This window comes from Thermodesulfobacteriota bacterium, assembly GCA_040755095.1.
Lineage (GTDB): Bacteria > Desulfobacterota > Desulfobulbia > Desulfobulbales > JBFMBH01 > JBFMBH01.
Genome location: JBFMBH010000030.1, coordinates 11916 through 35328 on the forward strand (window position 1 = coordinate 11916; position 23413 = coordinate 35328).

Annotated in this window: 24 protein-coding genes; 4 read left to right on the forward strand and 20 right to left on the reverse strand. The window is 68.0% G+C overall.

Annotated features, from left to right (window positions below):
- Positions 1-48 precede the first annotated feature (48 nt).
- The 18 genes from AB1634_06740 to AB1634_06825 all read right to left on the reverse strand — a co-directional run bounded on the left by AB1634_06740 (position 49) and on the right by AB1634_06825 (position 16103).
- Positions 49-459, reverse strand: coding sequence for a hypothetical protein (locus AB1634_06740; GenBank protein MEW6219221.1), 411 nt, complete (start codon positions 457-459; stop codon positions 49-51).
- A complete protein-coding gene (locus tag AB1634_06745) occupies positions 456-1790 on the reverse strand; it encodes a DEAD/DEAH box helicase (protein MEW6219222.1) in 1335 nt (444 codons plus the stop codon). Before AB1634_06745 ends, AB1634_06740 begins: the two co-directional genes overlap by 4 nt.
- On the reverse strand, positions 1684-2691 hold the full coding sequence (locus AB1634_06750) for a hypothetical protein (GenBank protein ID MEW6219223.1): 1008 nt from the start codon (positions 2689-2691) through the stop codon (positions 1684-1686). Before AB1634_06750 ends, AB1634_06745 begins: the two co-directional genes overlap by 107 nt.
- A gap of 49 nt (positions 2692-2740) precedes the next feature.
- Complete coding sequence (locus tag AB1634_06755; GenBank protein MEW6219224.1) at positions 2741-3943, reverse strand: AI-2E family transporter; 1203 nt, start codon at positions 3941-3943, stop codon at positions 2741-2743.
- A gap of 176 nt (positions 3944-4119) precedes the next feature.
- Positions 4120-5016, reverse strand: coding sequence for a hypothetical protein (locus AB1634_06760; protein ID MEW6219225.1), 897 nt, complete (start codon positions 5014-5016; stop codon positions 4120-4122).
- A complete protein-coding gene (locus AB1634_06765; GenBank protein MEW6219226.1) occupies positions 5009-5389 on the reverse strand; it encodes a response regulator in 381 nt (126 codons plus the stop codon). The genes AB1634_06760 and AB1634_06765 overlap by 8 nt, the downstream gene beginning before the upstream one ends.
- 186 nt (positions 5390-5575) lie before the next feature.
- A complete protein-coding gene (locus AB1634_06770; GenBank protein MEW6219227.1) occupies positions 5576-6364 on the reverse strand; it encodes a FliA/WhiG family RNA polymerase sigma factor in 789 nt (262 codons plus the stop codon).
- A 30-nt stretch (positions 6365-6394) separates the two neighbouring features.
- Entirely contained in the window at positions 6395-7267 is an 873-nt protein-coding gene (locus AB1634_06775) for a MinD/ParA family protein (protein MEW6219228.1), read from the reverse strand.
- A 21-nt stretch (positions 7268-7288) separates the two neighbouring features.
- Entirely contained in the window at positions 7289-8458 is a 1170-nt protein-coding gene (locus tag AB1634_06780) for a flagellar biosynthesis protein FlhF (GenBank protein MEW6219229.1), read from the reverse strand.
- 6 nt (positions 8459-8464) lie between these two features.
- Entirely contained in the window at positions 8465-10576 is a 2112-nt protein-coding gene (gene flhA / locus AB1634_06785) for a flagellar biosynthesis protein FlhA (GenBank protein MEW6219230.1), read from the reverse strand.
- A 24-nt stretch (positions 10577-10600) separates the two neighbouring features.
- The gene (gene flhB, locus AB1634_06790; GenBank protein MEW6219231.1) at positions 10601-11671 is read right to left on the reverse strand and encodes a flagellar biosynthesis protein FlhB; all 1071 of its coding nucleotides are present in this window, start codon (positions 11669-11671) and stop codon (positions 10601-10603) included.
- 3 nt (positions 11672-11674) lie between these two features.
- Positions 11675-12466, reverse strand: a complete 792-nt coding sequence (fliR, locus tag AB1634_06795; protein MEW6219232.1) for a flagellar biosynthetic protein FliR — start codon at positions 12464-12466, stop codon at positions 11675-11677.
- 5 nt (positions 12467-12471) lie between these two features.
- Positions 12472-12741, reverse strand: coding sequence for a flagellar biosynthesis protein FliQ (gene fliQ / locus AB1634_06800; protein ID MEW6219233.1), 270 nt, complete (start codon positions 12739-12741; stop codon positions 12472-12474).
- A 31-nt stretch (positions 12742-12772) separates the two neighbouring features.
- Positions 12773-13537, reverse strand: coding sequence for a flagellar type III secretion system pore protein FliP (fliP, locus tag AB1634_06805; protein MEW6219234.1), 765 nt, complete (start codon positions 13535-13537; stop codon positions 12773-12775).
- Positions 13534-14025, reverse strand: coding sequence for a flagellar biosynthetic protein FliO (gene fliO / locus AB1634_06810; protein ID MEW6219235.1), 492 nt, complete (start codon positions 14023-14025; stop codon positions 13534-13536). Before fliO ends, fliP begins: the two co-directional genes overlap by 4 nt.
- The gene (gene fliN, locus AB1634_06815) at positions 14022-14447 is read right to left on the reverse strand and encodes a flagellar motor switch protein FliN (protein MEW6219236.1); all 426 of its coding nucleotides are present in this window, start codon (positions 14445-14447) and stop codon (positions 14022-14024) included. The genes fliO and fliN overlap by 4 nt, the downstream gene beginning before the upstream one ends.
- Before the next feature lie 26 nt (positions 14448-14473).
- Positions 14474-15463 carry a flagellar motor switch protein FliM gene (gene fliM / locus AB1634_06820; protein ID MEW6219237.1) on the reverse strand — a complete coding sequence of 330 codons (990 nt, stop codon included), beginning with the start codon at positions 15461-15463 and terminating at the stop codon, positions 14474-14476.
- Positions 15464-15596: 133 nt separating this feature from the next.
- On the reverse strand, positions 15597-16103 hold the full coding sequence (locus tag AB1634_06825) for a flagellar basal body-associated FliL family protein (GenBank protein MEW6219238.1): 507 nt from the start codon (positions 16101-16103) through the stop codon (positions 15597-15599).
- A gap of 336 nt (positions 16104-16439) precedes the next feature.
- On the opposite strand from AB1634_06825, the gene AB1634_06830 reads away from it, so the two are divergent.
- Positions 16440-18365, forward strand: a complete 1926-nt coding sequence (locus AB1634_06830) for an aconitate hydratase (GenBank protein ID MEW6219239.1) — start codon at positions 16440-16442, stop codon at positions 18363-18365.
- A gap of 376 nt (positions 18366-18741) precedes the next feature.
- Here the strand turns inward: AB1634_06830 and xth are convergent, their stop codons facing one another.
- A complete protein-coding gene (xth, locus tag AB1634_06835; GenBank protein ID MEW6219240.1) occupies positions 18742-19539 on the reverse strand; it encodes an exodeoxyribonuclease III in 798 nt (265 codons plus the stop codon).
- Between the two features lie 178 nt (positions 19540-19717).
- Here xth and fabL point away from each other — a divergent pair, with 178 nt between their 5' ends.
- From fabL to AB1634_06850, 3 genes are read left to right on the forward strand one after another with little or no spacing between them, the layout of a single operon-like run.
- Positions 19718-20461 (forward strand): enoyl-[acyl-carrier-protein] reductase FabL, encoded by a 744-nt coding sequence (fabL, locus tag AB1634_06840; protein ID MEW6219241.1) that lies wholly within the window; start codon positions 19718-19720, stop codon positions 20459-20461.
- A gap of 48 nt (positions 20462-20509) precedes the next feature.
- Positions 20510-21160 carry a nucleoside triphosphate pyrophosphatase gene (locus AB1634_06845; GenBank protein MEW6219242.1) on the forward strand — a complete coding sequence of 217 codons (651 nt, stop codon included), beginning with the start codon at positions 20510-20512 and terminating at the stop codon, positions 21158-21160.
- 51 nt (positions 21161-21211) lie between these two features.
- On the forward strand, positions 21212-22477 hold the full coding sequence (locus AB1634_06850) for an HDOD domain-containing protein (protein ID MEW6219243.1): 1266 nt from the start codon (positions 21212-21214) through the stop codon (positions 22475-22477).
- 60 nt (positions 22478-22537) lie between these two features.
- Here the strand turns inward: AB1634_06850 and AB1634_06855 are convergent.
- On the reverse strand, positions 22538-23413 hold an 876-nt coding region (locus AB1634_06855), incomplete at its 5' end, for a glycine--tRNA ligase subunit beta (GenBank protein MEW6219244.1).

Below are 23413 nucleotides of genomic sequence, written 5' to 3' on the forward strand. Positions count from 1 at the left end.
GGCTCCCGGCGCGGCCTCCCCTGTGCCGGCGACGTCTCCCCGCGATGCTCAGGCGGCCACGAACCGGGCCACCTCGTCCACCAGGGCGGTGACCAGGGGCTCCGGCACCGCGGCAGCCTGGGCCAGGCTCACCCCGCGCAGGAGAAGCCCGACCTCCTGGGCATCGAAGATCCCCGAGGTCGCGGCCTCGCCGCAGATCCAGACCCCGGCCTCCTGGGGGGAGACCGGGTGATCGAGCCCGGCCCGGTCGGCGGCCGCGGCGAGCAGGGCGGACAGCAGGAGCTCCAGGGCGCTTGCCGTCAGGCGCTGGTCCAGCAGGAGTCTGACGTCGCCAAGCTTCTCCTGCGCCAGGATCGCCAGCCGCGAGCAGCCGGCGCCGGCGGCCTCTCCGGCGGCATCGAAGAGGACCGGCGCGGCGGCGAGGGGCGAGCTGGCGCCGAGACGGCTCAGCCCCTTCATGCCCAGAGGGTCTGCACCAGGGACCAGACCCGCTCCTCGTAGGAATCCGCGGCCACCATGGTGATGATCTGCACGGTCCTGGTCTGGCCGAGCCGGTGCACCCGGGCGTTGCGCTGCTCCAGGATCGCAGGGTTCCGGGGCACATCGAGATTGAGCACCGAGGCGTTCTGCAGATTGAGGCCAACGCCGCCGGCATCGGTGGAGATGAAGACCGAGATGGCGTCGTCCTCCCGGAAGCGGTCCATGAGGGCGCCCCGGCTGGCGACCGGCACACCACCATGGAGGCGGACCGAGCCGAGACCCAGCCGGGCCAGCCGCGCCTCCACCATCCGGGTCATGCCCTCCCACTGGGAGAAGACCACCGCCTTGAGCCCGGACTGCAGGCAAAGCTCTTCCAGAAGATCGGCCAGCTCGTCGAGCTTGGGGGATCCCTCGACCTCCTTGTCCACCAGCCCGGCGGCGGTGCAGGCCATCCGCGCCTGCTGCAAGGCGGCCATCAGCCGATTCTGCTCGGTGGGGGTCAGGGGCCGCCGCCTGGCGACAGTGGCCAGGGTGCCGGCGGCGCTCATGGCCGAGTCATGGAGCTCGCGCTGCTTGGCGGTCATGGCGACGTCGAGCCGGCTGGTGATCCGCTCCGGCAGCTGGTCCCGCACCAGCCGCCGGTCGCGGCGCAGCATCACCGGCGCCAGCCGCTGGCGCAGGACCGAGAGGTTGCGGTAGCCCAGGACCTTGCCCCGCTCGTCGGTGATGTGGAAATCGACCAGAAAGCGCCACAACGGCCCGAGCACCCGGGGATCCACCACCTGCATGAGGCTGTAGAGATCCTCCAGCCGGTTCTCCAGCGGGGTACCGGACAGGACAAAGGCGTACCGGCTGGGGATCCTTTTCACCGCAGCGGCGATCTTGGTCCGCCAGTTCTTGATGCGCTGGGCCTCGTCCATGATGATGAGGTCGGGGCGCAGGCTCTCGTTCATGACCGACAGGTCCCGCAGCACCAGCTCGTAGTTGGCGATGAAGAAGGTCGCCTGCCGCCGGTACTGGGCGCCCCGCTCCGCAGCCGTCCCCTGGACGACCTGGACCTCCAGGTCGGTGAAGCGGCCGATCTCCCGGGCCCATTGCTGCTTCAGGGAAGCGGGACTGACGATGAGCACCCGCCGCACGCCCTCGTGCTCCTGAAGCCAGACCGCGGCGGCAATGGCCTGGAGGGTCTTGCCCAGCCCCATGTCATCGGCCAACAGCGCCCGGCCGGTGCCGGCCAGAAAGGCGGCGCCCTCGATCTGGTACGGATAAAGCCGCGCCTTCACGCCCGGGAGCCGGCCATGGCTGGCCATGATCCGGGAGCGGATCTCCGGCCCGCAGCCGGTGGGCGGCATCCGCCGCCAGCTGCCGGGCATGGGCATCCTCGCCGACGTGGATGTCGCTGCGCTCGGCCACCGTCTCGGCGAAGCGGAAGAAGTCCTCGGGCAAGCGGCCGCTGAACAGCCCGGCCGGGTCGAAGTACCCGTCCAGGAGCCCTGCCAGCTCCTGATCCAGGGCCGCGTGGCGGACCAGGCGCAGCCGCGGCGCCTCCTCCACGTCCCAGGCCAGATAGACGTAGGAGAAGGGGGCGGCCTGACTCCGGAGCTGGTCGTAATCCGGGTGCTTGCTGATCCGGTGCAGCACCGCCTCGATGTGCTTGCAGGTGCCCAACTGGTTGGTGGCGAAGTCCGGGCAGTTGCAGAAGTTGGCCCGCCGCCGGAGGGAGCGGATAACCACCTCGTAATGCCGCGGGAAATGGGTGAAGGCCGAAACCGAGGTCGCACGCCAGACCCCAAGCCAGGGCTCGCCGCTGGTGGGCTCCACCCGCACCTCTGCCCGGCCGCGCCTGATGCGGTCCTGGATGGCGGTATCAGCGGCCGAGATCAGCTGATCGGAGCTCGCCCGCTGGTCGGCATAGGCGAGCAGGGCGGCGACCAGATGGTGGCAGACCGCACCCGCGGCCGGGCTGCAGTCACAGGCAAGGGCCAGACGTCCCCCGTCATCCAGCTCGACCCGGACGCGCACCGGCAGCTCGTGGTCGTCGTCTTCCAGCAGGGCCCAGAGCCCTTCCTGGCTCTGATCGATCTCCACCACCCGATTGTCCCTGAAGAAGCGCAAGCCCTGGGCAATGGCCCGGTCATCGGCCAGGCCTTGCAGGTCCTCCTGGTCGAAGAGGAAGGGGTCCGGGTTGGGCGGGGTGAGCACGTGTGCCATGGCGGGCTCCAGCTGTTGCAGGAATGGGGGCAGGCCGGCTGGCCGCCGGTCAGCGGCTGCGGTCCTGGTGGGTGAGGAAAGGCTCCATCTCGATCTCGTAGATGTAGAGGAGCACCAGGGCGAGGCCGAAAAGCAGGGGGCCGTAGAGAAGGCCGATCATGCCGAAGGTGTGCAGGCCGCCCAGGATGGCGAAGAAGATCACCAGGGTGGACATGTCGGCCGAGCCCTGCATGAAGAGGGGCCGCACGAAGTTGTCGATGCTGCCCACCACCACCACCGACCAGACGACCAGAAAGAGGGCCGCCCACCAGCGGCCGATGAGCAGAAGATAGCCCGCGGCCGGCAGCCAGATGAGAGCGGTGCCCACGAAGGGGATCAGGGAGGCGAAGGCCATCATGGTGCCCCAGAAGAGGGCGGGCAGCCCGGTGAAAAGAAAGGCGAGGCCGCCCGCCAGGCCCTGGGCCACGGCGGTGATCAGGGTGCCCAGGAGCACCGAGCCTGCCACGGTCTTGATCCGGGCCAGAATCTGCTCCTCGTGGCTGGCGGACAGCGGGATGAGATGGAGCAGCCGCTGGTAGATCCTCTTTTCGTCCCGCACCATGAAATAGAAGGTGAACAGCACCAGGAAGACCTTGGCGAGAAAGCCGCTGAGGTTGCCCACCAGGGCCCCGGTCTGGCCGAGCAGGAACTTGCCGAGCCGGGAGCTGAGGTCCACCAGGGCGCCGGCCCCGGTCTCGGCATTGCCGTCCAGGATGGGGAAGATCTTCTTGAGATCCGGGAGATACGGCTCCAGCATGGCCTTGGCCTGAAGCGCCCACGGCGAGGTCAGGAGCTTTTCGTGCTCGCCGGCCTGGATCCAGGCCTGGATGGCGTTGGCGGATTGGACCCCCTGGTGGACCAGGGAGAGAAAGACCGCCAGAAGCGGCAGCACGACCACCAGGACCAGGCCGAGGCTGGAGAGGAGAGCGGCCAGGTCCTGCCGGCCGCCCACCAGGCGGAGGATCCGGCGATGGACCGGGCCGAAGACGATGGCCAGGATGATGGCCAGAAGGATGGTGCCCAGATACGGGGCCAGCACGTACAGGCAGCCGCCCAGGACCAGGAAGAGCAGAGCAAAGAGAAAGGCATGCCCCATGTCCAGGCGCAGGCCCGGCTTGCCGGCCTGGTCCGTCCCTTCGGCCCGGGTCGCCGGCCCGACGAGCTGCCCCTCAAGAGAACGGGGCCTGGATACAGGGCGCTTTGCTCTGGCCATGGGCCACACCATAGCCGCCTGCCGTTGGGAAAGCAAGGGAGCCCGGCCGGGCGGCGCCGCCAGGAGCCGGACCAGGGCCTGGAGGCCGGATGAGCCGCGGCAGCGCCGGGCAGGCGAGGGGCTCCAGGTCTCATAGGACCCATGAGACCTCTGGGACCCACTTTCGCAGGTCTGGCTCAGACGATCTCGTAGCGCTCGATCCGGATGCGCTCGATCTGGATGTCGGGCCACTGGGCCTGCATCCAGGCCCGGAGGCGCTGTTCCATGCGGATGCGGGTGAGCTTGAACTCTTTGAGCTCGCTGGCCGGGGTGTTGGCGTAGAACTGGTAGACCATGTCCCGCAGGAGGCGCTTGCGGACCTCTGCGGGCGTGCCGTCGCTGTCGGCGGCGATCTCGATGGACAGGGTGACGGCGATGAAGCCTTTGTCCTCGCCCTCGTCGAAGGGGATGAGAAAGCCGGGCAGGCGCCAGGCCTGGGTCTGGCTGGCAACTGCTGCCGGCGGGGTGGCGGCCGGGGCCGGAGCAGCGTGGGGGGGCGGCTCTTCCGGGACGTCCGTGGCAGCGGGCGGGTGCGGCGCTTCCGGCAAAGGGGGCGGCTTGTCGCCAGACAGGAGGAAAGCGACCAGGATGGCCAGAGCCAGCAGGCTGCCCCCGGCGCCCAGGGCCCACCACCGCCGGCGCGACCCAGGCTCCCGGGGCAGGCGGTCGGCCAGCCGGGTCCAGCTCTGGCGCCAGGCGGGTGGGGGCGGGGCGGCAGGCGCGTCCCGGGCCGGGGACAGGGGCGGGGCGGCCGCGGCCTGGGCGGCCAGGCCCTTCGAGGGCTGGCGGTCTGGCGCCGGCTCGTCCAGGTTGATCTCGTCGAAGGCCGGAATCTCCGCCAGTGCGTCGTCGCCGGGCGGTGAGAAGTCGTAGGGGCTTTGGGTGGGTCCCAGATCCTTCAGGGCGTCTGCTGCCGAGAAAGCGCCGGGGGGGGCGGCCGGGGGCTCATCCGGGGGAGCAAAAAGGACGGTATCGTTCTCGCCGGCGCCCCAGTCTTGTCCCCAGTCCTCGGCTGCCGGTGCCTTTTCAGGCACTGAAGACCTTCTTGATCTTCTCGGCCATGGTCTCGGCCGTGAACGGCTTGACGATGTACTGGCTGACCTTGGCCTTTACCGCCAGGATGATGTTGTCCTGCTGGGCCTCGGCTGTGACCATGATGAACGGGATCTTGGCCAGATTGGCATCGGCGCGTACTCGTTTCAAGAGGTCAAGGCCGGTCATTTTCGGCATGTTCCAGTCCGAGATCACCAGATCCACCTTTTCGCTGGACAGGATATCCATGGCGGTGGTGCCGTCATCGGCTTCGATGATGTTCTTGAAGCCCAGGCCCACTAGGATGTTCTTGACGATGCGGCGCATGGTCGCAAAGTCATCCACGACAAGGATCTTGATGTTCTGGTCCGGCATACGCGCCCCCTGAGGCTCTCTCCCGGCAGCGGCCTTGCGCCACCGGGCAAGGGTCATTCACGGCTCATGGCCAATGAGCCGCACACACATCGTCTTCCCGAGCGGTTCTTTTCGAAGTCAGCCCCGTTTTACATGAGATTTCTCGGTTCGTAAAGGCGAAATGACGGTGGCGGAAAGCCCCCCAATTCAGGCGCCGAGTCGCCGGCGCAGCTTGGTGCGCAACCGCAGCATGGCCTTGGAATGCATCTGCGAGATGCGGGATTCAGTGTAGCCCAGGATCTGGCCGATCTCCTTCATGGTCAGCTCTTCGAAATAATAGAGGGCCACGGTGAGCCGCTCCTTGTCAGGCAGCTCGTCGATGGCCTGGGCCACCAGCTCCCGGAGCTGGCTCATGTTGACCGCGGCAAAAGGATCGCCGCCGGTGGGCTCGGCCACCTCCACGTCCCCGCCTTCCGGCCCGCTGCCGGACTGGCTCTGCCGGAGGATCTCGATGTCCAGGAAGGTCACCGACTTGGTTTCGTCCAGGAGGCGGTGGAAATCCTCCATGTCCAGCCCCAGGGCCGCGGCCACTTCGTCGTCGTCCGCCGGCCGGCCCAGCCTTTTTTCGCAGTCGCCGTAAGCCTTTTCCAGGGTGGTGATCTTGCGCCGCACCGAGCGGGGCACCCAGTCCAGGGAGCGCAGCTCGTCGAGCATGGCACCCCGGATGCGGAATTCGGCATAGGTCTTGAACTGGACGTTCTTGTGGGGATCGAACTTGTCGATGGCATCGATGAGCCCGATGATGCCGCAGGAGATGAGATCGTCCACCGAGATGTGGGAGGGCAGACGGGCGGCCAGACGGGCGGCGATGTACTTGATGAGCGGGGTGTAGTGGAGGATGAGCTCGGAGCGCTGGTCCGGGGTCTTGTCGATGCCGCCGTTGCACTGGACCTGGGCGTAGTCCCGAAGCTTCGTGGGATAGCCTTGCTTGCGCATGGACGACCAGGATGGTGATGCCCCACCGGGCTACGGCTCGCGGTGCATCAGGTTTTTCCAGAAGAACTTGATGTTGCCGTCAGCCTCGGGCTCGGGTCCGTTGCCGAGGATCTGTTCGGAAAGGCGCCGGAGGGATTGGCTCGCCGCCGCCTTGGGATAGAGCTGGGCCACCAGCCGCTGTTGCCGGACGGCGCGCGGTATATGCTCATCATACGGGATGAAGCCCAAGAAGTCTAAGGAAAGTGTGGTCAGGAAGCGGTCGGCCACCGCCCCCAGCTTGCGGAAGACCCCCACGGCCTCCTGCTCGGAGCGGGCGTGGTTGACCAGGATCTGGAAGCGGCGCACCTGGTGCCGGCTGGACAGAACCTTGATGAGGGCATAGGCGTCGGTGAGGGAGGTGGGCTCCGGGGTGACCAGGACGATCCGTTCGGCCGCGGCCAGGATGAAATAGACCACATTGGCGTTGATGCCGGCAGCGGTGTCGATGAGCAGGATGTCGACATCCTCGGCCAGGGCCTCCACCTCGGCCAGGAGATAGAGCTTCTGGCTGTCGGACAGATCGGACAGCTCCAGGATGCCGGAAGCCGCCGGCAGGATGCGCATGCCGCCAGGGCCGGTGGTGACGATCTCGGCCAGGGTCTTGTCCCCGGCCAGCACGTGCTGGATGTTGTGGCGGGGGGCGAGCCCCAGGAGCACGTCCACGTTGGCCAGGCTGAGGTCGGCATCCAGGACCAGAACCCGTTTTCCCTGCCGGGCGAAGACGAAGGCCAGGTTGGCGACGACATTGGTCTTGCCGACGCCCCCCTTGCCGCTGGTGACGCAGATGACCCGGGGCTGCCGGCCTGGCGGGGTGGCCAGGGCCGGCAGGGGGGCGGCGATGGTGGCGGGGCTGGGTGCAGGCATCGTGGTCAGGCCTCCTCGGGATCAGGGAGCGGCTTGGGGCAGGTCCAGGTTGCGGCTCAGGGCTGGCCAGCCCTCGGTGAACAGGGCGGTGATCAGCTCGGGGCTGGCGGCCAGGAGATCGTTGGGGACTCGCTGGCCGCAGGCCAGGAAGGTGAGCGGCAGACCGGCTGCCGCCACCTCCTGGCCCAGGGCGGCGTAGGCCCGGGTTTCGTCCAGCTTGGTGAGCACGAGACCGGCCGGTGCCAGGGGGGCATACTGGGTGAGGAGCTGGGCGGTGTCTTCCTTGCGGGTGGTGCTGGCCAGGACCAGGAGCGGGGTGACGCTGCCGGTGGTGCCGAGCCAGGCGGCCAGCTCATCCACATGGCCCTGGTGGTAGGGGCTGCGGCCGGCGGTGTCGATGATCACCAGATGCCGGTCCCGATGCCGGGCCAGGGCCGGCGCCAAGTCCTGGCGCCGGAGCACCACCTCGCAGGGCTGGCGCAGCACCCGGGCATAGGCCCGGAGCTGCTCCGTGGCCCCGATCCGGTAGCAGTCCATGGACAAGAGGGCCACCTGGAAACCGGCCCGCACCCCGTACCAGGCGGCCAGCTTGGCCGCGGTGGTGGTCTTGCCGACGCCGGTGGCGCCCACCAGGGCCAGCACCAGGGGCTGGCCCGGCACCCCCGGCTCCAGGGTCCGGCAGGCGATCCGGGACAGGACCTCGTCCCGGAAGGCCGAGACCTGGTGCCGGCTGGGCCGAGAGACCGGGGGGGCGACGGCGGGCGCCGGTTGGCTGGCCGGCCGGGGGGCGACGGCGGGCGGCAGGCCCGGCAGCCACCGGTCCACCGGCGCCGGGCCGGCCGGCAGCTGGCCCAGCTCGGCATCGAGGAAGGCCGAGAAGCGGCGACTCAGGTCCTGGGCCTCGATACGGATGTCGTCCCGGGCAGAGCCGGCCGCACCCTGGATGGGTATGGCGTCGGGATCGAACGCCGGCTCGGCGGCCGGTGCTGGCCGGGGGGGCGGCGCTGCCGGCGCGCCGTCCGGATCCACCGCCGCCACCACCTCCACCCCGCGACCCGTCTGGCCCCGGCCGTTCCGGTGCCGGCCGCCCAGCGGGCGGGTGGTGAGGATGAGGGCGTCTTCCCCCAGGTCCCGCTTGATCATGGCCAGAGCGGTCTGGATGTCCGGAGCCTGGTAGCGCTTGATCTTCATGGCTGCCTACCGGCGCTCGACGTTGATCGTGCCCAGGGACTGGATCCTGGTCTGGGCCAGCATCTCGTTGTGGGACAGCACCGCCACCTGGGGCAGGAAGCGCTCGATCAGGCGCCGCAGGTGGCGCCGGATCACCGGCGAGCAGACGATGACCGGCACCAGCCCCTTCTCCGCCACCCGGTCAGCGGCGGCCTGGATGGCATCCAGAATCTTCTGGGCCAGGCTGGGGTCCATGGCCAGGTAGGCGCCCTGCTCCCCCTTCTGGATGCCCTCCCGGAGCAGGTCCTCCACCGGGCTGCCCAGGGTGAGGACCGACAGGCGGCCGGACTCGTCCAGGAGCGGGTGGACGATGGAGCGGGCCAGCTTCTGGCGGACATACTCGGTGAGGATGTCCGGGTCCTTGGTCATGGGCGCGTAGTCGGCCAGGGTCTCGAAGATGGTCAAAAGATCCCGCACCGAGACCCGCTCCCGCAGGAGGTTCTGGAGCACCTTCTGCACCCCGCCCAGGGTGAGCTGGCCGGGCACCAGCTCCTCCACCACCTTGGGGTGGGTTTTGGCCAGGTTGTCCGCCAGCCGCTGCACCTCCTGGCGGCCCAAGAGCTCGTCGGCGTGGCTGCGGATGGTCTCGGTGAGGTGGGTGGCCACCACGGTCGAGGGGTCGACCACCGTGTAGCCGGCCAGCTGCGCCTCGTCCCGCCGGTCCTCGGCGATCCACAGGGCCGGCAGCTTGAAGGCCGGCTCCACGGTGGGGATGCCGTCGATGGTCCTCTTGGCGGTTCCGGAATCCATGGCCAGCCAGTAGCCCATCATCACCTCGCCCCGGGCCACCTCGACGCCCTTCAGGAGGACCACATATTCGTCAGGCCTGAGCTGCAGGTTGTCCCGGACGTGCATGGCCGGGACAACGATGCCCATCTCGGTGGCGAACTGGCGGCGGATGGAGCGGATCCGGTCCAGAAGGTCTCCCTGCTGGCCCTCGTCCACCAACGGAATCAGGCCGTAGCCCACCTCCAGGTCCAGGATGTCGAGGGGCAGCAGGGCGTCGATGGTCTCCGGCGCGCCTGGGGGCGGAGCGGCCGCGGCCTGGCGTCGCTGCTCCTCCTCCACGGCGGCCGCCCCCTGGCGGGTCTTCTCCTGGTAGGCCCAGTATGCCAGGCCCCCCACGGCCACGGCCAGACAGAAGAAGGCCAGATGCGGCAGGCCAGGGATGAGGGCAAAGAAGAAGAGGATGCCGGAGGCCACGGCCATGGCCTGGGGCTGCAGGGCGAACTGGCGGGAGAAGTCCTTGCCCATGCTGGTGTCCGAGGCCACCCGGCTGACGATGATGCCCGCTGCTGTGGAGATGATGAGGGCCGGCACCTGGGACACCAGGCCGTCGCCGATGGTGAGCAGGGTGTAGGTGGCGGCGGCGTCGGCAATGGCCATGCCCTGGCTGAAGATGCCGATGGCCAGGCCGCCGACGACGTTGATCGCCATGATCACCAGGCTGGCGACGGCCTCCCCCCGCACGAACTTGCTGGCACCGTCCATGGAGCCGTAGAAGTCCGCCTCCCGGGAGATGCGGGTCCGGCGCGCCTTGGCCTCGGACTCGTCGATGAGGCCGGCATTGAGATCGGCATCGATGGCCATCTGCTTGCCAGGCATGGCGTCCAGGGTGAAGCGGGCCGCCACCTCGGCGATCCGGCTCGAGCCCTTGGTGATGACGATGAAGTTCACCAGGACGAGGATGAGGAAGATGATGAGGCCGATGGCGTAGTTGCCGCCGACCACGAAGTTGCCGAAGGAGCTGATCACCTGACCCACCGCGCCGACGCCCTCGTGGCCGTGCAGGAGGATGAGCCGGGTGGAGGCGATGTTGAGGGAGAGGCGGAAGAGGGTGGTGACCAGAAGCAGGGCTGGGAAGGTGGAAAAATCCAGGGGCTGGGTGTTGTACATCGCCATCAGGAGGATCACCAGCCCGACGGTGATGCTGAGGGACAAAAGCAGATCCAGGATCAGGGTGGGCAGCGGGATGATCATGACCACCAGAATGGCCACCACCAGGAGCGCCATCGTCAGGCTGGCGGGCTCGAGCCGGAAGACATCCCACCCGGAAGCTGTTTCCGAAGAAGTGGCCATGATCATCTATCCCGCCTGGAGGCCCTAGGCAGATTTGTTGCGGAGTCCATAGACATAGGCCAGGATCTCGGCCACCGCCTGGAAGAGGCTGGCCGGGATGGTATCGCCCACCTGGGTCAGACGGTACAGGGCCTGGGCCAGGGGCTTGTCCTCGACGACGGGCACGCCGTTTGCGGCGGCCAGCTCCCGGATGCGGGCCGCCACCACCCCGGCGCCCTTGGCCACCACCTGGGGAGCGACCATGGTCCGGTTGTCGTAGCGCAAGGCCACCGCCAGTCGGGTCGGGTTGGTGATGACCACGTCGGCGGTGGGCACCGCTTCCATCATGCGGCGCCGGGCCATGGCGTACTGGATGCTCCGGATGCGGCCCCGGACATGGGGATCACCCTCGGTCTGCTTGGCCTCTTCCTTGATCTCCTGCTTGGTCATCCGCATCCGCTCCATGAACTGCCAGCGCTGGAACAGGTAGTCGGCCGCGGCCAGGACCGCGATGATCAGGACTGATTTCAGAAAGATCCAGAAGGAGGTATCGGCGAAGAAGGCCAGGATCTGGATCGGCTCCTGGTCCATGAGCGGCAGGATGTGGGGCAGGGCCTTCATCACCGCTGTGTAGGCCACATAGCCCACCACGACCAGCTTGGCCACGGACTTGACCAGGTTGGCGACCGCCTGCTTGGAAAAGAGCCGGCCCAGGCCGGCAATGGGGCCCAGGCGCTCCAGCTTCGGGGTCAGGGCCTCGTCAGCCACAAAAAAGCCCACCTGGGCGACGTTGGCCAGGAAGGCCACCACCAGGAGGACCAGGGCCAGGGGCAGGGCGATCTGGGCAAACAGCCAGAAGCTGCCGGCGGCCAGCACCGGCGCCTCCGCCTGGCCCAGGGGGATGGTATCCAGGTTGCCCAGAAAATGGCGCATGATGACCTCAAAACGGCCCAGGAAGTACTCGGCGCCCCAGTAGAGGGTCAGGATGCCGGCCAGGAGCACCGCCACCGCCGGGATCTCGACGCTTTTTGCCACCTCGCCCCGGCGGCGGGCCTCCTCCAGGCGCCTCTGGGTAGGCTCTTCGGTCTTCTCCTGGCCGGTGGGCTCCTCAGCCACGCCTTATCCTCCCAGGCCCTGGGCCAGACGGGGCAGAAGCCGCTCCAGGGTCGTGATCTCTTTCAGCAAGAGGGGAGCGAACAGGCCCAGGGACAGCCCGACGAAGATGAAGCCCAGGGCGATGTTCAAGGGCAGGCTGACGATGAGCAGGTTGATCTGGGGCACGGTCTTGGCCAGGATGCCCAGGGCCACCTGGGAGAAGAACAGCACCGCCGAGACCGGGGCCATGATCTTGATGGCCAGAACGAACATGCGGCTGACCCCGGCCATCATACCCCGGAAGGTGGCCTCGGAGAGGGTGAGGCCGCCCGGGGGCACCCAGGCGAAGCTTTCCGCCATGGTGGCAAGGAACAGGTGGTGGCCATCCACGGCCAGGAAGAGCAGGATGGCGGTCAGGTTCCAGAACTGGCCCACCTGAGAGATCTGGGTGCCGAACTGGGGGTCCATGACCCCGGCCATGCCCATGCCCATCTGCACCCCCACCATCTGGCCGCCGGTCTCGACAGCAGCGAAGACCAGGCGGGCGAACAGGGCAAGGATGGCCCCGAAGGTCAGCTCGCTCAGGACCAGCAGCAGGCAGCCGGCGGCACCGGCGGGCAGGTCCCGGGCCGAGACCGGCACCACCCCTACCAGGGCCAGGGCGGTCACCGCCGTGAACAGGGCCTTCACCTGGCTGGGCACGCCCCGGGAGCCGAGAACCGGCATGAGAAAAAGCAGGGTCCCCACCCGGACCATGATCACGGTCAGGATCAGGAGCCTTTCGACCGTCCAGTTGAGAAGAAAGGAATCCGGCATGGCGGCTAGCGGATCATGTCCGGAATCCGCAGGAAGAGACTTTCCACATAGGAGGTCATCTTGCCCATCATCCAGGGGGTGAAGAAGAGCAGGGTGGCCAGCACGGCGACGATCTTGGGCACAAAGGTGAGGGTCATCTCCTGGATCTGGGTGACCGCCATGAACAGCGAAATGAGGACGCCCACCACCATGCCCACCAGGAGCAGGGGACCCGAAAGGAGCAGGGTCAGGACGATGGTCTCCTTGGCCAGACTGAGAACGTCGAGGGTGGTCATGGCAGCTCCTGGGCAGTGAGGCTCGAGCCTTTCAGCCGAAGCTTCGCACCAGGGATCCGGCCAGAAGATGCCAGCCGTCCACCAGCACGAAAAGCAGGAGCTTGAAGGGCAGGGAGACCAGGACCGGCGGCAGCATCATCATGCCCATGGACAGGAGCACCGAGGCCACCACCATGTCGATGATCAAAAAGGGCAGAAAGAGCACGAAGCCCACCTGGAAGGCGGTCTTGAGCTCGCTGATCACGTAGGCGGGGATCAGGATCAGGGTGGGAACGTCGTCCCGGTTCTGGGGCTTGTCGAGCTTGGCCATGGCCATGAAGAGCCCCAGGTCCTTCTCCCGGGTCTGGCGGAACATGAAGGCGCGCAGGGGCTGGGCCGCCTCGGTGACGGCCTGCTCCAGGGAGATGGTCTCGGCCATGTACGGCTCGATGGCCTTGGTGTGGATCTCGGCGGCCACCGGCCGCATGATGAAGAAGGTCAGAAACAGGGCCAGGCCGATCATCACCTGGTTGGGCGGCATCTGCTGGGTGCCGATGGCGTTGCGCAGGAAGGAGAAGATGACCACCAGCCGGGTGAACGAGGTCATCATCAGCATGATGGCCGGCGCCATGGTCAGGATGGTGAACAGGAGCAGGATCTCCACCAGCACCGAGACCTGGGCCGGGGTGGTGGCTTCCTCGACCCCCAGCCGCAAGGTGGGCAGGGAGAGGGCCAGGGCCGGTGCCGGCGCCAGGGCCAGGATGAGGGCCAGGGTCAGGACACCCGGGCGGCTGGTGGGGCGGGGCTGACTGCTCATGAGGGTCCTTGCTCCGTACGCGGCGTCGGGTCTGCGGCCCGGGCCAGGAGGCTGGCGAAGGCGCCGGGCCGGCCGGCGGCCTCCTCCGGCGCGGCCGGGGCCGGTGGCTCCCCCAGCCGGGAGAGAAAGGTGATCGCCTGGTCGGTGATGCCGACCAGGATCGTTTCCTGGCCCACCGCCAGCACCGCCACCGATTTCTTGGGGCCCAGCAGGCGCTGGTCCAGCACCCGGATGAGGCTCCCCGGCCGGCCGGCCAGTCCGGGCAGGCCCAGGCGGCGCAGCCAGAAGGCCAGCGCCGCCAGGAGTCCCAGGACCAGCACCAGGCTGCCGGTCACCTTGAGGAGCGCCGGCCAGGCCGCAGGCTCCACCAGGGCCCCGGTCTCGGCCGCGCCGGTGGCCACGGTCCGGGCCGCCTCCTCGGCGGCCTGGACAGCGGTGGCGGCCAGGGCCAGGAGCGGGGCGCCGGTGACGATCCCGCGCCGCGTCACCCCATGTTCTTCACCCGGTCGGCCTGGCTGATGATCTCGGTGATCCGCACCCCGAAGCGCTCGTTGAGGACGATCACCTCGCCCTTGCCCATCATCTTGCCGTTGACGTAAATGTCCACCGGCTCGCCGGCCGCCTTGTCCAGCTCCACCACCGAGCCTTGGGTGAGCTGCAGGAGGCGGTTGACGATCATGGTGCTTCTGCCCAGCTCCACCGTCACCTCCAGGGGCACGTCCAGGAGGAATTCCAGGTTCTGGGTGCCCAGCTGCTGGGCAGACCCGTCCCCCAGCTCTTCGAACTCAGCGGCGTGGCTGCCGCCGCCCATGGCCACGGACCACTCGTCCCCGCCCTTGGCCGCCTTGCCGCCCCCGCTCTGATCGGACAGGGCATCGGCCCAGGCATCGTCCAGGGATTTGTCCGGCATGACTTCCCCCTTGCCGCTCGCAGCGGCTAGTCGTTGTTGGGATCCAGAACCCGTTTGACGATCTGGAAGGCCTTGTTGCCCCGGTGGATGCCGGGCTTGCCCATGTACTTGCGGATCCCGGCGATGAAGGCGGGCAGGAGGTCATCCTTGCGGTTGCCCAGCTGGATGATGTCGCCCACCCCCAGCTCCATGATGTCGCCGGCCGGGATGAAGGCCCGTCCGAGCTCCACCTTGATGGAGATGGGCAGGTTGCCGGTGTTCTCGGTGATGAGCTTGCGGGTGGTCATGTCCTCGCCCGCTTTCTCCCTCTGGAAGGTGGTGGTCAAAAGATGCTTGATGGATTCCAGATTGGTGAGCGGGATGCAGGAGGTGATGCTGCCGACGCTGCGCTCCATGTCCACCTCGAACTTGTTGATGATCACCACGTCCTCGGGCTCGCAGATCTTGGCGAACTGCGGGTTGATCTCGCTGCGGATGTACTGGACCGTCACCGGATGCAGGGAGTGCCAGGCCTTCTCCATGTCGGTGAAGATGATGTTGACCACCCGCCGGATCAGACGCTGCTCGATGGGGGTGAAGTCCCGGCCCTCGATGCGGATGTTGCGGCGGCCGCTGCCACCCAGGAAGCTCTCCACAAAGGCGAAGACCACCCGGGGCTCCATGACCAGGAGGGCATGGCCGCGGAAGGGATCCATCTTGAAGATCTGCAGCGAGCTTGGCACCGGCAGGGTGCGGATGAAGTTGCCGAAGCGGTCCAGCTCCATGGGCACGGTGGTGATGTCGATGATCCGGCGGAGAGCGGTGGACAGCGAGGTGCGCAGGGCGCGCAGGAAGGCATCGTTGATGACCTCCAGGGCCGGCATCTTGATCTGGACCAGCCGGTCCTGGCGGGTGAAGTCATACGGGGTATAGCCGAGGGCCTCGGCATCGATGGGCTCCTCGACCTCTTCGATCTCGCCACCGGTGATGCCCTTCAGGAGGGCATCCACCTCGTCCTGGCTGAGGATCTGTTCCATGGTGTGGCAAGTCCTTGGCAGTCGCAGCGGCGCCGGAGGTTATCCGGGGCTCATAGGACTCATGGGTTTCATAGGACCTATTAGGACTTGTAGGCCCTACAGGTCCTCTGGACCCCCGGGCCGTGCGACCGTCTTACTGCACGACAAAGTCCGTAAAATAGATGTTGCGCACCCGATCCGGCTTGATGGCCTGGTTGAAGCGGTCCAACAGCTCGTCCCGGATGCGGATCTTGCCCTCCGGGGTCATGACGTCCTCGAAGGACAGGCTGGTGAGCAGCATGATCACCGCGTCCCGGAGCCGGGGGTCGAGCTTCTTGAGCTTCTCGACGATGATCTCGGTATCCACCTCCACCTGAATCTTGAGCTTCAGGTAGCGCTTGCCCTTGGGATCCACCAGATTGACGATAAAGGGCTCCATGCTGTACATGGCGCCCGGCGCCTGCTCCTTGCCCGCGGTGCGGACCGGCTGGTGGCCGGTCTCGGCCTCGTCTTCCGGCGTCGCCTGATGGGCAAAGAACTTGGTGTAGGCGAAGAACCCGCCGCCTCCCAGAGCGAGGACCCCCACCCCGAGGATGATGATGAGCATCATCTTCTTCTTGCCCTTGGCCGCGGTGCTGGGGGCTTGTGCGTCATCCGCCATCGCTTGCTGTCCTCTTTTTGCTGTCGGGTGCCCCGGGGATGGGAAGCCCCTGTCCTGGCCGTAAGCAACACCCATGCCATGACCAGCGGCGGCCCCGGGGGCCGGAAGCGGGGCCGCATGCCGGCTCGGGCTGCACCCGGGCCGGTGTCGGGTTTTCGGCTCTTGGCCCGCCGGTCGTCGGAATATTGACACCGGCAGCGAAACGTGGTCAGTATACCGCTTCCGCCGGCAGCAGGGCCGGCGGCAGGGAGCGGTGGCCCGTTGTGGGCCCGGCGTCGGGGCACGCCACCGTCCCTCGCCCAGCATACACCAAGAGCGCCAGGGAGTGCACAGTCGATGGGCCAGACCGTTTTCGAGAAGATCATCGCCAGCCACCTCGTGGAGGGGCGGCCGGTGCCGGGGGAGACCATCGGCATCCGCATCGACCAGACCCTCACCCAGGACGCCACCGGCACCATGGCCTACCTGGAGCTCGAGGCCATCGGCATCCCGCGGGTGCGCACCGAGCTGTCGGTCTCCTACGTGGACCATAATCTGCTGCAGTCGGACTTCCGCAACGCCGATGACCATCGCTTCCTGCAGTCCACGGCCCGTCGTTTCGGTCTCCTCTTTTCGCCGCCCGGCAACGGCATCTCTCATCAGATCCACCTGGAGCGCTTCGGCCGGCCGGGCCGAACCCTCCTGGGCTCGGACAGCCACACCCCCACAGGCGGTGGTCTGGGCATGGTGGCCATGGGCGCCGGCGGCCTGGACGTGGCCATGGCCATGGCCGGCCAGCCGTTCTTTCTGACCATGCCCCGGGTCCTGGGGGTGTATCTGACCGGCCAGCTGCCGGACTGGGTGTCGGCCCGGGATCTGGTCCTGGAGCTCCTGCGGCGGCTGACCGTGAAGGGCGGGGTGGGGCGGGTGATCGAGTACTGGGGGCCGGGTGTGGCCTCTTTGTCGGTGACGGAGCGGGCGGCCATCACCAACTTCGGGGCCGAGCTGGGCGCTACCACCTCGATCTTTCCCTCGGATGAAGCCACCCGCCGCTTTCTGGTCGCGCAGGGCCGGGAGAAGGACTGGGCGCCCCTGGCCGCCGATGCCGATGCCACCTTTCAGGAGAGCATGGAGATCGATCTGTCCACCTTGGAGCCCCTGATCGCCTGCCCGTCGTCGCCGGACAATGTGCAGCCGGTGCGGGCGGTGGCGGGGCGGCCGGTGGCCCAGGTCCTGGTGGGCTCCTGCTCCTGCTCGGGACTGCCGGATCTCACCCTGGCGGCTCGGGTGCTGGCCGGGCGGCAGGTGCATCCGGCAGTGTCCTTCGAGGTCAACCCCGGCAGTCGCCAGGTGCTGGAGAACCTGGCCGCCCAGGGAGACCTTTTGACCCTGCTTTTGGCCGGCGCCCGGATCCACCAGGCCGGCTGCCTGGGCTGCATCGGCATGGGCCAGGCCCCGGCCACCGATACCATCTCGCTGCGCACCTTTCCCCGGAACTTTCCGGGCCGCAGCGGCACCAGAAACGACCAGGTCTATCTGTGCTCCGCAGAGGTGGCAGTGGCCGCCGCCATCCACGGGGCGATCACCGATCCCCGCGAGCTGGGACGGCGGCCGGCGTTCAGCCTGCCGGAGCGCTATCTCCCGGGCGACGAGCGGATTCTGCTGCCGGCGCCGGCCGGGGAGGCGGCAGAGGTCGAGATCCTGCGCGGTCCCAACATCCAGCCTTTCCCCCGCTTCGAGCCCCTGCCCGAGGACTGGGAGGGCGAGATCCTCCTGGTCACCGGCGACAACATCACCACCGATCACATCATGCCGGCCGGCGCCAAGATCCTGCCGTTGCGCAGCAACATTCCGGCGATCAGCGAGTTCGTGTTCGAGGCGGTGGATCCCGGCTTCGTGGCCCGGGCCCGGGCCGCCAAGAGCGGTCTGGTGGCGGGCGGTGAGAACTACGGCCAGGGCTCGTCCCGGGAGCACGCCGCCCTGGCGCCCCGGGCCCTGGGGGTGCGGATCAAGCTGGTCAAGAGCTTTGCCCGCATCCACCTGGCCAATCTCTTCAACTTCGGCATCGTGCCGCTGACCTTCGCCAACGCCTCGGACTACGAACGGCTGGCGGTGGGCGATCGGGTGGCGATCCCTGGCATCCGCCAGGCCCTGGCCGCGGGTCAGGAGACCCTCACGCTGCTGGTCAATGGTCAGGCCGTCATGGCCCGTCTTGAGGCCTCGCCCCGGCAGCGGCAGATCCTCGTGGCCGGTGGCCTCCTCAACTGGGCCCGGGGCGGCTGAGCGGGAGGCCACCGGGCCAAGAATTTGAACCCGGCCGGCCGGCCGCCCCCGGAAAGCGGCCCTGGGGGCGCTGGCCGCCGGCCCGGCTGCTTCTGCCGGCCGGCGCGCCGGGGTACAAAATTAGCGATCCTGCTATCCTGTTGAAATAGCCGCTTAATTTGGAGAAGGCCCCGGGCGGCCATCCGGGGTGGTACAAGAAATTGAACCAGGGGAGGGGAAAGGCTGGAGGGCGGCTTCTGGCGGAAAATCCTTGCAGATCAATGGGTTGAGGGCTTGCTCGCCGGTCTGGCACGCCCCTTGCTAGTCAAGAAGGCAAGTCTCCAATCTTCTCCTTTCTCCTGAAAAAGCCGGCCCTCTCTCCCAAGGGCCGGCTTTTTCATTGGCTCAGCGCAAAATCGGCCACCAGGAAGGTGTGGTCCGAAGGCTTGGCCGCCAGGCGGGGGGCGAGGTCGACAAAGGCATCCTGGCAACGGGCGGCCAGGGGAGCCGTGGCCAGGATGTGGTCGATGCGCCAGCCGATGCCCCGTTTGGCGGCATTGGGCACCCGGTAGTCGAAGAAGGTGAAGAGGCCTGGCTCCGGGTGGTGCTGGCGCACGACATCGATGAAGCCCCAGGCCCTGGTCGTGGCCAGGGCTTGGCGCGCCGCCGGTGCAAAGCAGACGTGCTCGGCCAGCTCTTCGGGGCTGGGGACGTCCATGGGCTCCGGGGCCACGTTCAGGTCCCCGGCCCAGATCACGGCGGCCTCTGGCGTGAAGTGGCGGTCGAAGTAGGCGGCCAGGCGGGCAAGCCACTCCAGCTTCATCTGGAACTGGGGATGGCTTAAGGCCCGGCCCTGGGGCACGTAGGTGTTGACGATGGCAAGCCCGGCGACCTGCACCATGATCAGGCGGGTGTCGTCGGCCGGGCCGCCGTCGTCGAAGCCGTAGCGGGCCTCGTCCGGGGGCTGCCGGCTGGCGATCGCCACGCCGTTGTACGACTTCTCCCCCCGAAAGACCACGTGGTAGCCGGCCTCGCGGAAGGCCGCAGCCGGGAAGTCCTGGTCCTGGGCCTTGGTCTCCTGGAGGCACAGGACGTCCGGCTGGTGCGCCGCCAGCCAGCCCAGGATGATGGGCAGGCGCGAGCGGACCGAGTTGGCGTTGAAGGTGGCCAGGCGGAAGCGATGCGGCAGGGGCATGGGCGATCCTCGCGGTCGAGAAGGGCTTGTGCCAGGGGTTGACAGATCCTCCGTTCTATAGCATGTTGGCCGGCCACCAGCCACGGCCTTTCCGGGAAATGCGCCTTTACAGGCTGCGCGGTCCCGTAGTACCGTGGCGGCAAAGGCGCCAAGGCACAAGGAGGAGGGTATGTTCGGACTGGCGGGCAAGGTGGCCCTGGTCACCGGCAGCTCCCGGGGGATCGGGCGGGCGGTGGCCCTGAAGCTGGCGGCCAACGGTGTCGATCTGGTGGTCAACTACCTCCGGCACCGGCAGGATGCCGAGGTTACCGCCGCCGAGATTGAGGCGCAAGGCGTCCGTTGCCTGGTGGTCCAGGGCAACGTCGCCGACGAAGGGGATGTGGCGGCCATGTTCCAGGAGATCCGCCGCGCCTACAGCCGGTTGGACATCCTGGTCAGCAATGCCGCCTCCGGGGTGTTGAAGCCGGTTCTGGAGCTCAGCTCCCGGCACTGGAACTGGACCATGGACATCAACGCCCGGGCCCTGCTCACCTTGAGCCAGCAGGCGGTGCCCCTCATGCCCGGCCCCGGCAGGATCCTGGCCGTCTCCAGCCTGGGGGCGGTACGGGCCATCGAGAACTACGCCGCGGTGGGCTCGTCCAAGGCGGCCATGGAGTCTCTGGTTCGCCACCTGGCGGTGGAGCTGGGACCCAAGGGCATCAATGTCAATGTCATCAGTGCCGGCGCCGTGGACACCGAGGCCTTGAAGCGCTTCCCCAACCGGGCGCAGATCCTGGAAACCGCCCGCCGGGGCACGCCCCTGGGCCGCCTGACCACGCCCGAGGATGTGGCCAATGTCGCTCTCTTCCTGTGCAGCGAGCTGGCGGCCATGATCCAGGGCCAGACGGTGACCGTGGACGGCGGCTACTCCATCCGGGCTTGAGGCAACGGCCCGGGACCGCCGGCTGCCGGCGCCAAGGAGGGAGACACCATGGCAGCACACCGATTCGATAGCCGCAAAGGCCCCTTCCGTTCCCTCCTCCCCCTGGTGCTCGCCTCGGCCTCGCCCCGGCGCCAGGCCTTTCTCGACGAGCTGGGCCTGGAGTTTCGCGTCTGGCCGGCCATGGTGGAAGAGGCGCCGGCACCGGCCGAGGATCCGGTCGCCTATGTGCTGCGGCTGGCGGCGGCCAAGGCCGAGGCCGTGAGCCGGAGCTGCCCGGAAACCTGGGTGCTGGGGGCAGACACCGCCGTGGTGGTGGACGGTGACATCCTGGGCAAGCCGGCCGACGCCCGGGAGGCGGAGGGCATGGTGAAGAGCCTGGCGGGCAAGCGGCACACGGTGGTCACCGGCTATGCCCTGTGCCATGCCCAGGGAGAGGCTGTGATCCAGGGTAGCGCCGAGACCGAGGTGGACTTCACCGACGTGCCGGACGAGGTCTGCCAGGCCTACGCCCTGACCGGCGAGCCCCTGGACAAGGCGGGCGGCTACGCCATCCAGGGCTGCGGCGGCTTTCTCGTGGAGAGCATCCGGGGCTCGGCCAGCAACGTGGTCGGCCTGCCCCTGGCCGAGCTGGTCCGGGATCTCCTGCGCCTGGGGATCATCGAGCCCCGGCTGCCGGATCCGATCCTGCTCGGGGACTGACCCGCTTCGTCTCCTTGTCGTGTTGGCTGGCGCGGGGCTACAATGGGTGACATGGGACCCCCAGGCCAGGCCAGTCACGTGCCCAACGACACCGCCAACATCTTCATCGCCCGCCAGCCCATCTTCCGCCGCGACAAGGCGCTGTTCGGCTACGAGCTGCTGTTCCGGTCCGGGCTGGAGAACTTCTTCGCCGGTGCCGACGGCGAGGCGGCCACCTCCAAGGTCATCACCAACAGCTTCCTGCTCATCGGCATCAAGAACCTGACCGAGGGCAAGAAGGCCTTCATCAACTTCACCCAGGGCATGCTGGTCAAGGAGTATCCGACCCTGTTTCCCCGCCGGGAGACGGTGGTGGAGATCCTGGAGAACGTGCCGGCAGTGCCGCCGGTCCTGGCCGCCTGCCGCTCCCTGGCCAGCCAGGGGTATGTGCTGGCCATGGACGATTTCGTCTACACGCCGGCCAAGCTGCCGTTCCTGGAGCATGTCCAGATCATCAAGTTCGACCTCCAGCAGCAGTCCCTGGAGGAGATGGCCGAGGTGGTGGAGCGGTTCCGGCGCCAGAAGCCGTCCCTGCGCTTCCTGGCCGAGAAGATCGAGACCGAGTCCGAGTTCCAGGCCTCCCTGGCCATGGGCTGCCACTTCTTCCAGGGCTACTTCTTCAGCCGTCCCAACATCGTCGTGGGGCGGGATATTCCGGGGTCGAAGCTCACCTACCTGCAGATCATCCGCCGCCTGCAGGACGAGAGCTACCACTTCGATCAACTGGCCCAGATCATCGGCCGGGACGTCTCGCTTTCCTACAAGCTCCTCAAGTACGTCAACTCCGCGGCCTTCTACCGCCCCCAGGAGATCAGCTCCCTCAAGGCCGCCATCGGCCTGCTCGGCGAGGTGCATCTGCGCAAGTGGCTGTCTTTGATGATGCTGTCCTACATGGCTGCCGACAAGCCCTCGGAGCTCTTGCGGCTGTCGGTGCTGCGGGCGCGGCTGTGCGAGCTGGTGGCCGAACGGGGTCTGGGGGCCGAGGCCCGCACCGGTGAGTTCTTCCTGGTGGGGATGTTCTCGCTGCTGGATGCCATTCTCGACCAGCCCATGGAGCGGCTGCTGGCCGAGCTGTCCCTGCCCGAGGAGCTGACGGCGGCGCTCCTGGGCAAGGACAACCGCCTCCAGCACTGCCTCGCCCTGGTGCAGGCCTATGAGCAGGGGGATTGGACGGGGTTCCTGGCCCGGGCCACCAGCTGCGGGGTCGACGCGGAGGCCTTCCCCAGCCTGTACATGGCGGCCATCGACTGGGTCAGGTCCTGTGGCCTGGCGGATTGACGATAGGCCATCAGCGGCCGCCCGGGGATGGGCGGCCAGGAGCAAGGCCGGCTGGCAGGCCTATCGATTGACCTGCATCTTCGAGATATCCCCTACCCGCAGAAAGAGATCGGCGATGGCGGTCAGGAGGGCCAGGCGGTTGGCCCGCAGGGCCTCGTCCCCACTCATCACCAGCACCTGGTCGAAGAAGGCGTCCACCGGCTCTTTCATGGCGCAGAAGGCTTCCAGGGCGGCGCCGTAATCCTGGCGGTCCAGCAAGGGGCCGGCCGTGGCCTGGCAGGCGAGAAAGGCCTGGTGCAAGGCCACCTCCGCCGGCTCCACCAGCCGTGCCGGCTCCAGGGGGCCGGCGCCGCCGGTCTTGACCATGTTCATCACCCGCTTGAAGGCGATGGCCAGCGGGGTGAAGCTCGGCTGCTGGCGGATGCCGGCCAGGGCCTCGATGCGGCGACCGGTATCCACCACCGCGTCCCAGCCCACCGCCACCCCGGCTTCCACGGCATCCGCCGGCAGGCCCCGGCTGACTGAATCATTCACCAGACGGCCGCGGATGAACTCCGTGAGGGCGGCCGCGGCCTGGTCCCGGGGCACGGTCAGGCGGTCCTGATAGAGAGACAGGGCCTCATGGGCCAGGGGGGCCAGGGACAAGGAGAGGCCGTGATGGGTCACGGTGTGCAAGAGGCCGATGGCCAGGCGCCGCAGACCGAAGGGGTCGGTGGTGCCGGTGGGGGTGGCGCCGATACCGAAACAGCCGGCCAGGGTGTCCATCTTGTCGGCCACGCCCACCAGGGTGCCCACCAGGCCGGCGGGCAGTGCCCCGCCCGCCCGCACCGGCAGATAATGCTCCTCGATGGCCTGGGCCACCGCCGCCTCTTCCCCCTGGCGGGCGGCGTAGTCGGCGCCCACCCGGCCCTGCAGGGAGGGAAACTCGCCCACCAT

What these genes read in the sequence shown, in the direction of transcription:
- AB1634_06845 (MEW6219242.1), top strand. Translation starts at nt 20,510, where the DNA reads ATGGCAGCACACCGATTCGATAGCCGCAAAGGCCCCTTCCGTTCCCTC.
- AB1634_06750 (MEW6219223.1), bottom strand. Translation starts at nt 2,691, where the DNA reads ATGGCACACGTGCTCACCCCGCCCAACCCGGACCCCTTCCTCTTCGAC.
- AB1634_06780 (MEW6219229.1), bottom strand. Translation starts at nt 8,458, where the DNA reads ATGAAGATCAAGCGCTACCAGGCTCCGGACATCCAGACCGCTCTGGCC.
- AB1634_06770 (MEW6219227.1), bottom strand. Translation starts at nt 6,364, where the DNA reads ATGCGCAAGCAAGGCTATCCCACGAAGCTTCGGGACTACGCCCAGGTC.
- fliP (MEW6219234.1), bottom strand. Translation starts at nt 13,537, where the DNA reads ATGAGCAGTCAGCCCCGCCCCACCAGCCGCCCGGGTGTCCTGACCCTG.
- flhA (MEW6219230.1), bottom strand. Translation starts at nt 10,576, where the DNA reads ATGGCCACTTCTTCGGAAACAGCTTCCGGGTGGGATGTCTTCCGGCTC.
- AB1634_06830 (MEW6219239.1), top strand. Translation starts at nt 16,440, where the DNA reads ATGGGCCAGACCGTTTTCGAGAAGATCATCGCCAGCCACCTCGTGGAG.
- xth (MEW6219240.1), bottom strand. Translation starts at nt 19,539, where the DNA reads ATGCCCCTGCCGCATCGCTTCCGCCTGGCCACCTTCAACGCCAACTCG.
- fliQ (MEW6219233.1), bottom strand. Translation starts at nt 12,741, where the DNA reads ATGACCACCCTCGACGTTCTCAGTCTGGCCAAGGAGACCATCGTCCTG.
- fliN (MEW6219236.1), bottom strand. Translation starts at nt 14,447, where the DNA reads ATGCCGGACAAATCCCTGGACGATGCCTGGGCCGATGCCCTGTCCGAT.
- AB1634_06755 (MEW6219224.1), bottom strand. Translation starts at nt 3,943, where the DNA reads ATGGCCAGAGCAAAGCGCCCTGTATCCAGGCCCCGTTCTCTTGAGGGG.
- AB1634_06850 (MEW6219243.1), top strand. Translation starts at nt 21,212, where the DNA reads ATGGGACCCCCAGGCCAGGCCAGTCACGTGCCCAACGACACCGCCAAC.
- AB1634_06740 (MEW6219221.1), bottom strand. Translation starts at nt 459, where the DNA reads ATGAAGGGGCTGAGCCGTCTCGGCGCCAGCTCGCCCCTCGCCGCCGCG.
- AB1634_06825 (MEW6219238.1), bottom strand. Translation starts at nt 16,103, where the DNA reads ATGGCGGATGACGCACAAGCCCCCAGCACCGCGGCCAAGGGCAAGAAG.
- fliR (MEW6219232.1), bottom strand. Translation starts at nt 12,466, where the DNA reads ATGCCGGATTCCTTTCTTCTCAACTGGACGGTCGAAAGGCTCCTGATC.
- AB1634_06745 (MEW6219222.1), bottom strand. Translation starts at nt 1,790, where the DNA reads ATGGCCAGCCATGGCCGGCTCCCGGGCGTGAAGGCGCGGCTTTATCCG.
- AB1634_06775 (MEW6219228.1), bottom strand. Translation starts at nt 7,267, where the DNA reads ATGCCTGCACCCAGCCCCGCCACCATCGCCGCCCCCCTGCCGGCCCTG.
- AB1634_06765 (MEW6219226.1), bottom strand. Translation starts at nt 5,389, where the DNA reads ATGCCGGACCAGAACATCAAGATCCTTGTCGTGGATGACTTTGCGACC.
- fliM (MEW6219237.1), bottom strand. Translation starts at nt 15,463, where the DNA reads ATGGAACAGATCCTCAGCCAGGACGAGGTGGATGCCCTCCTGAAGGGC.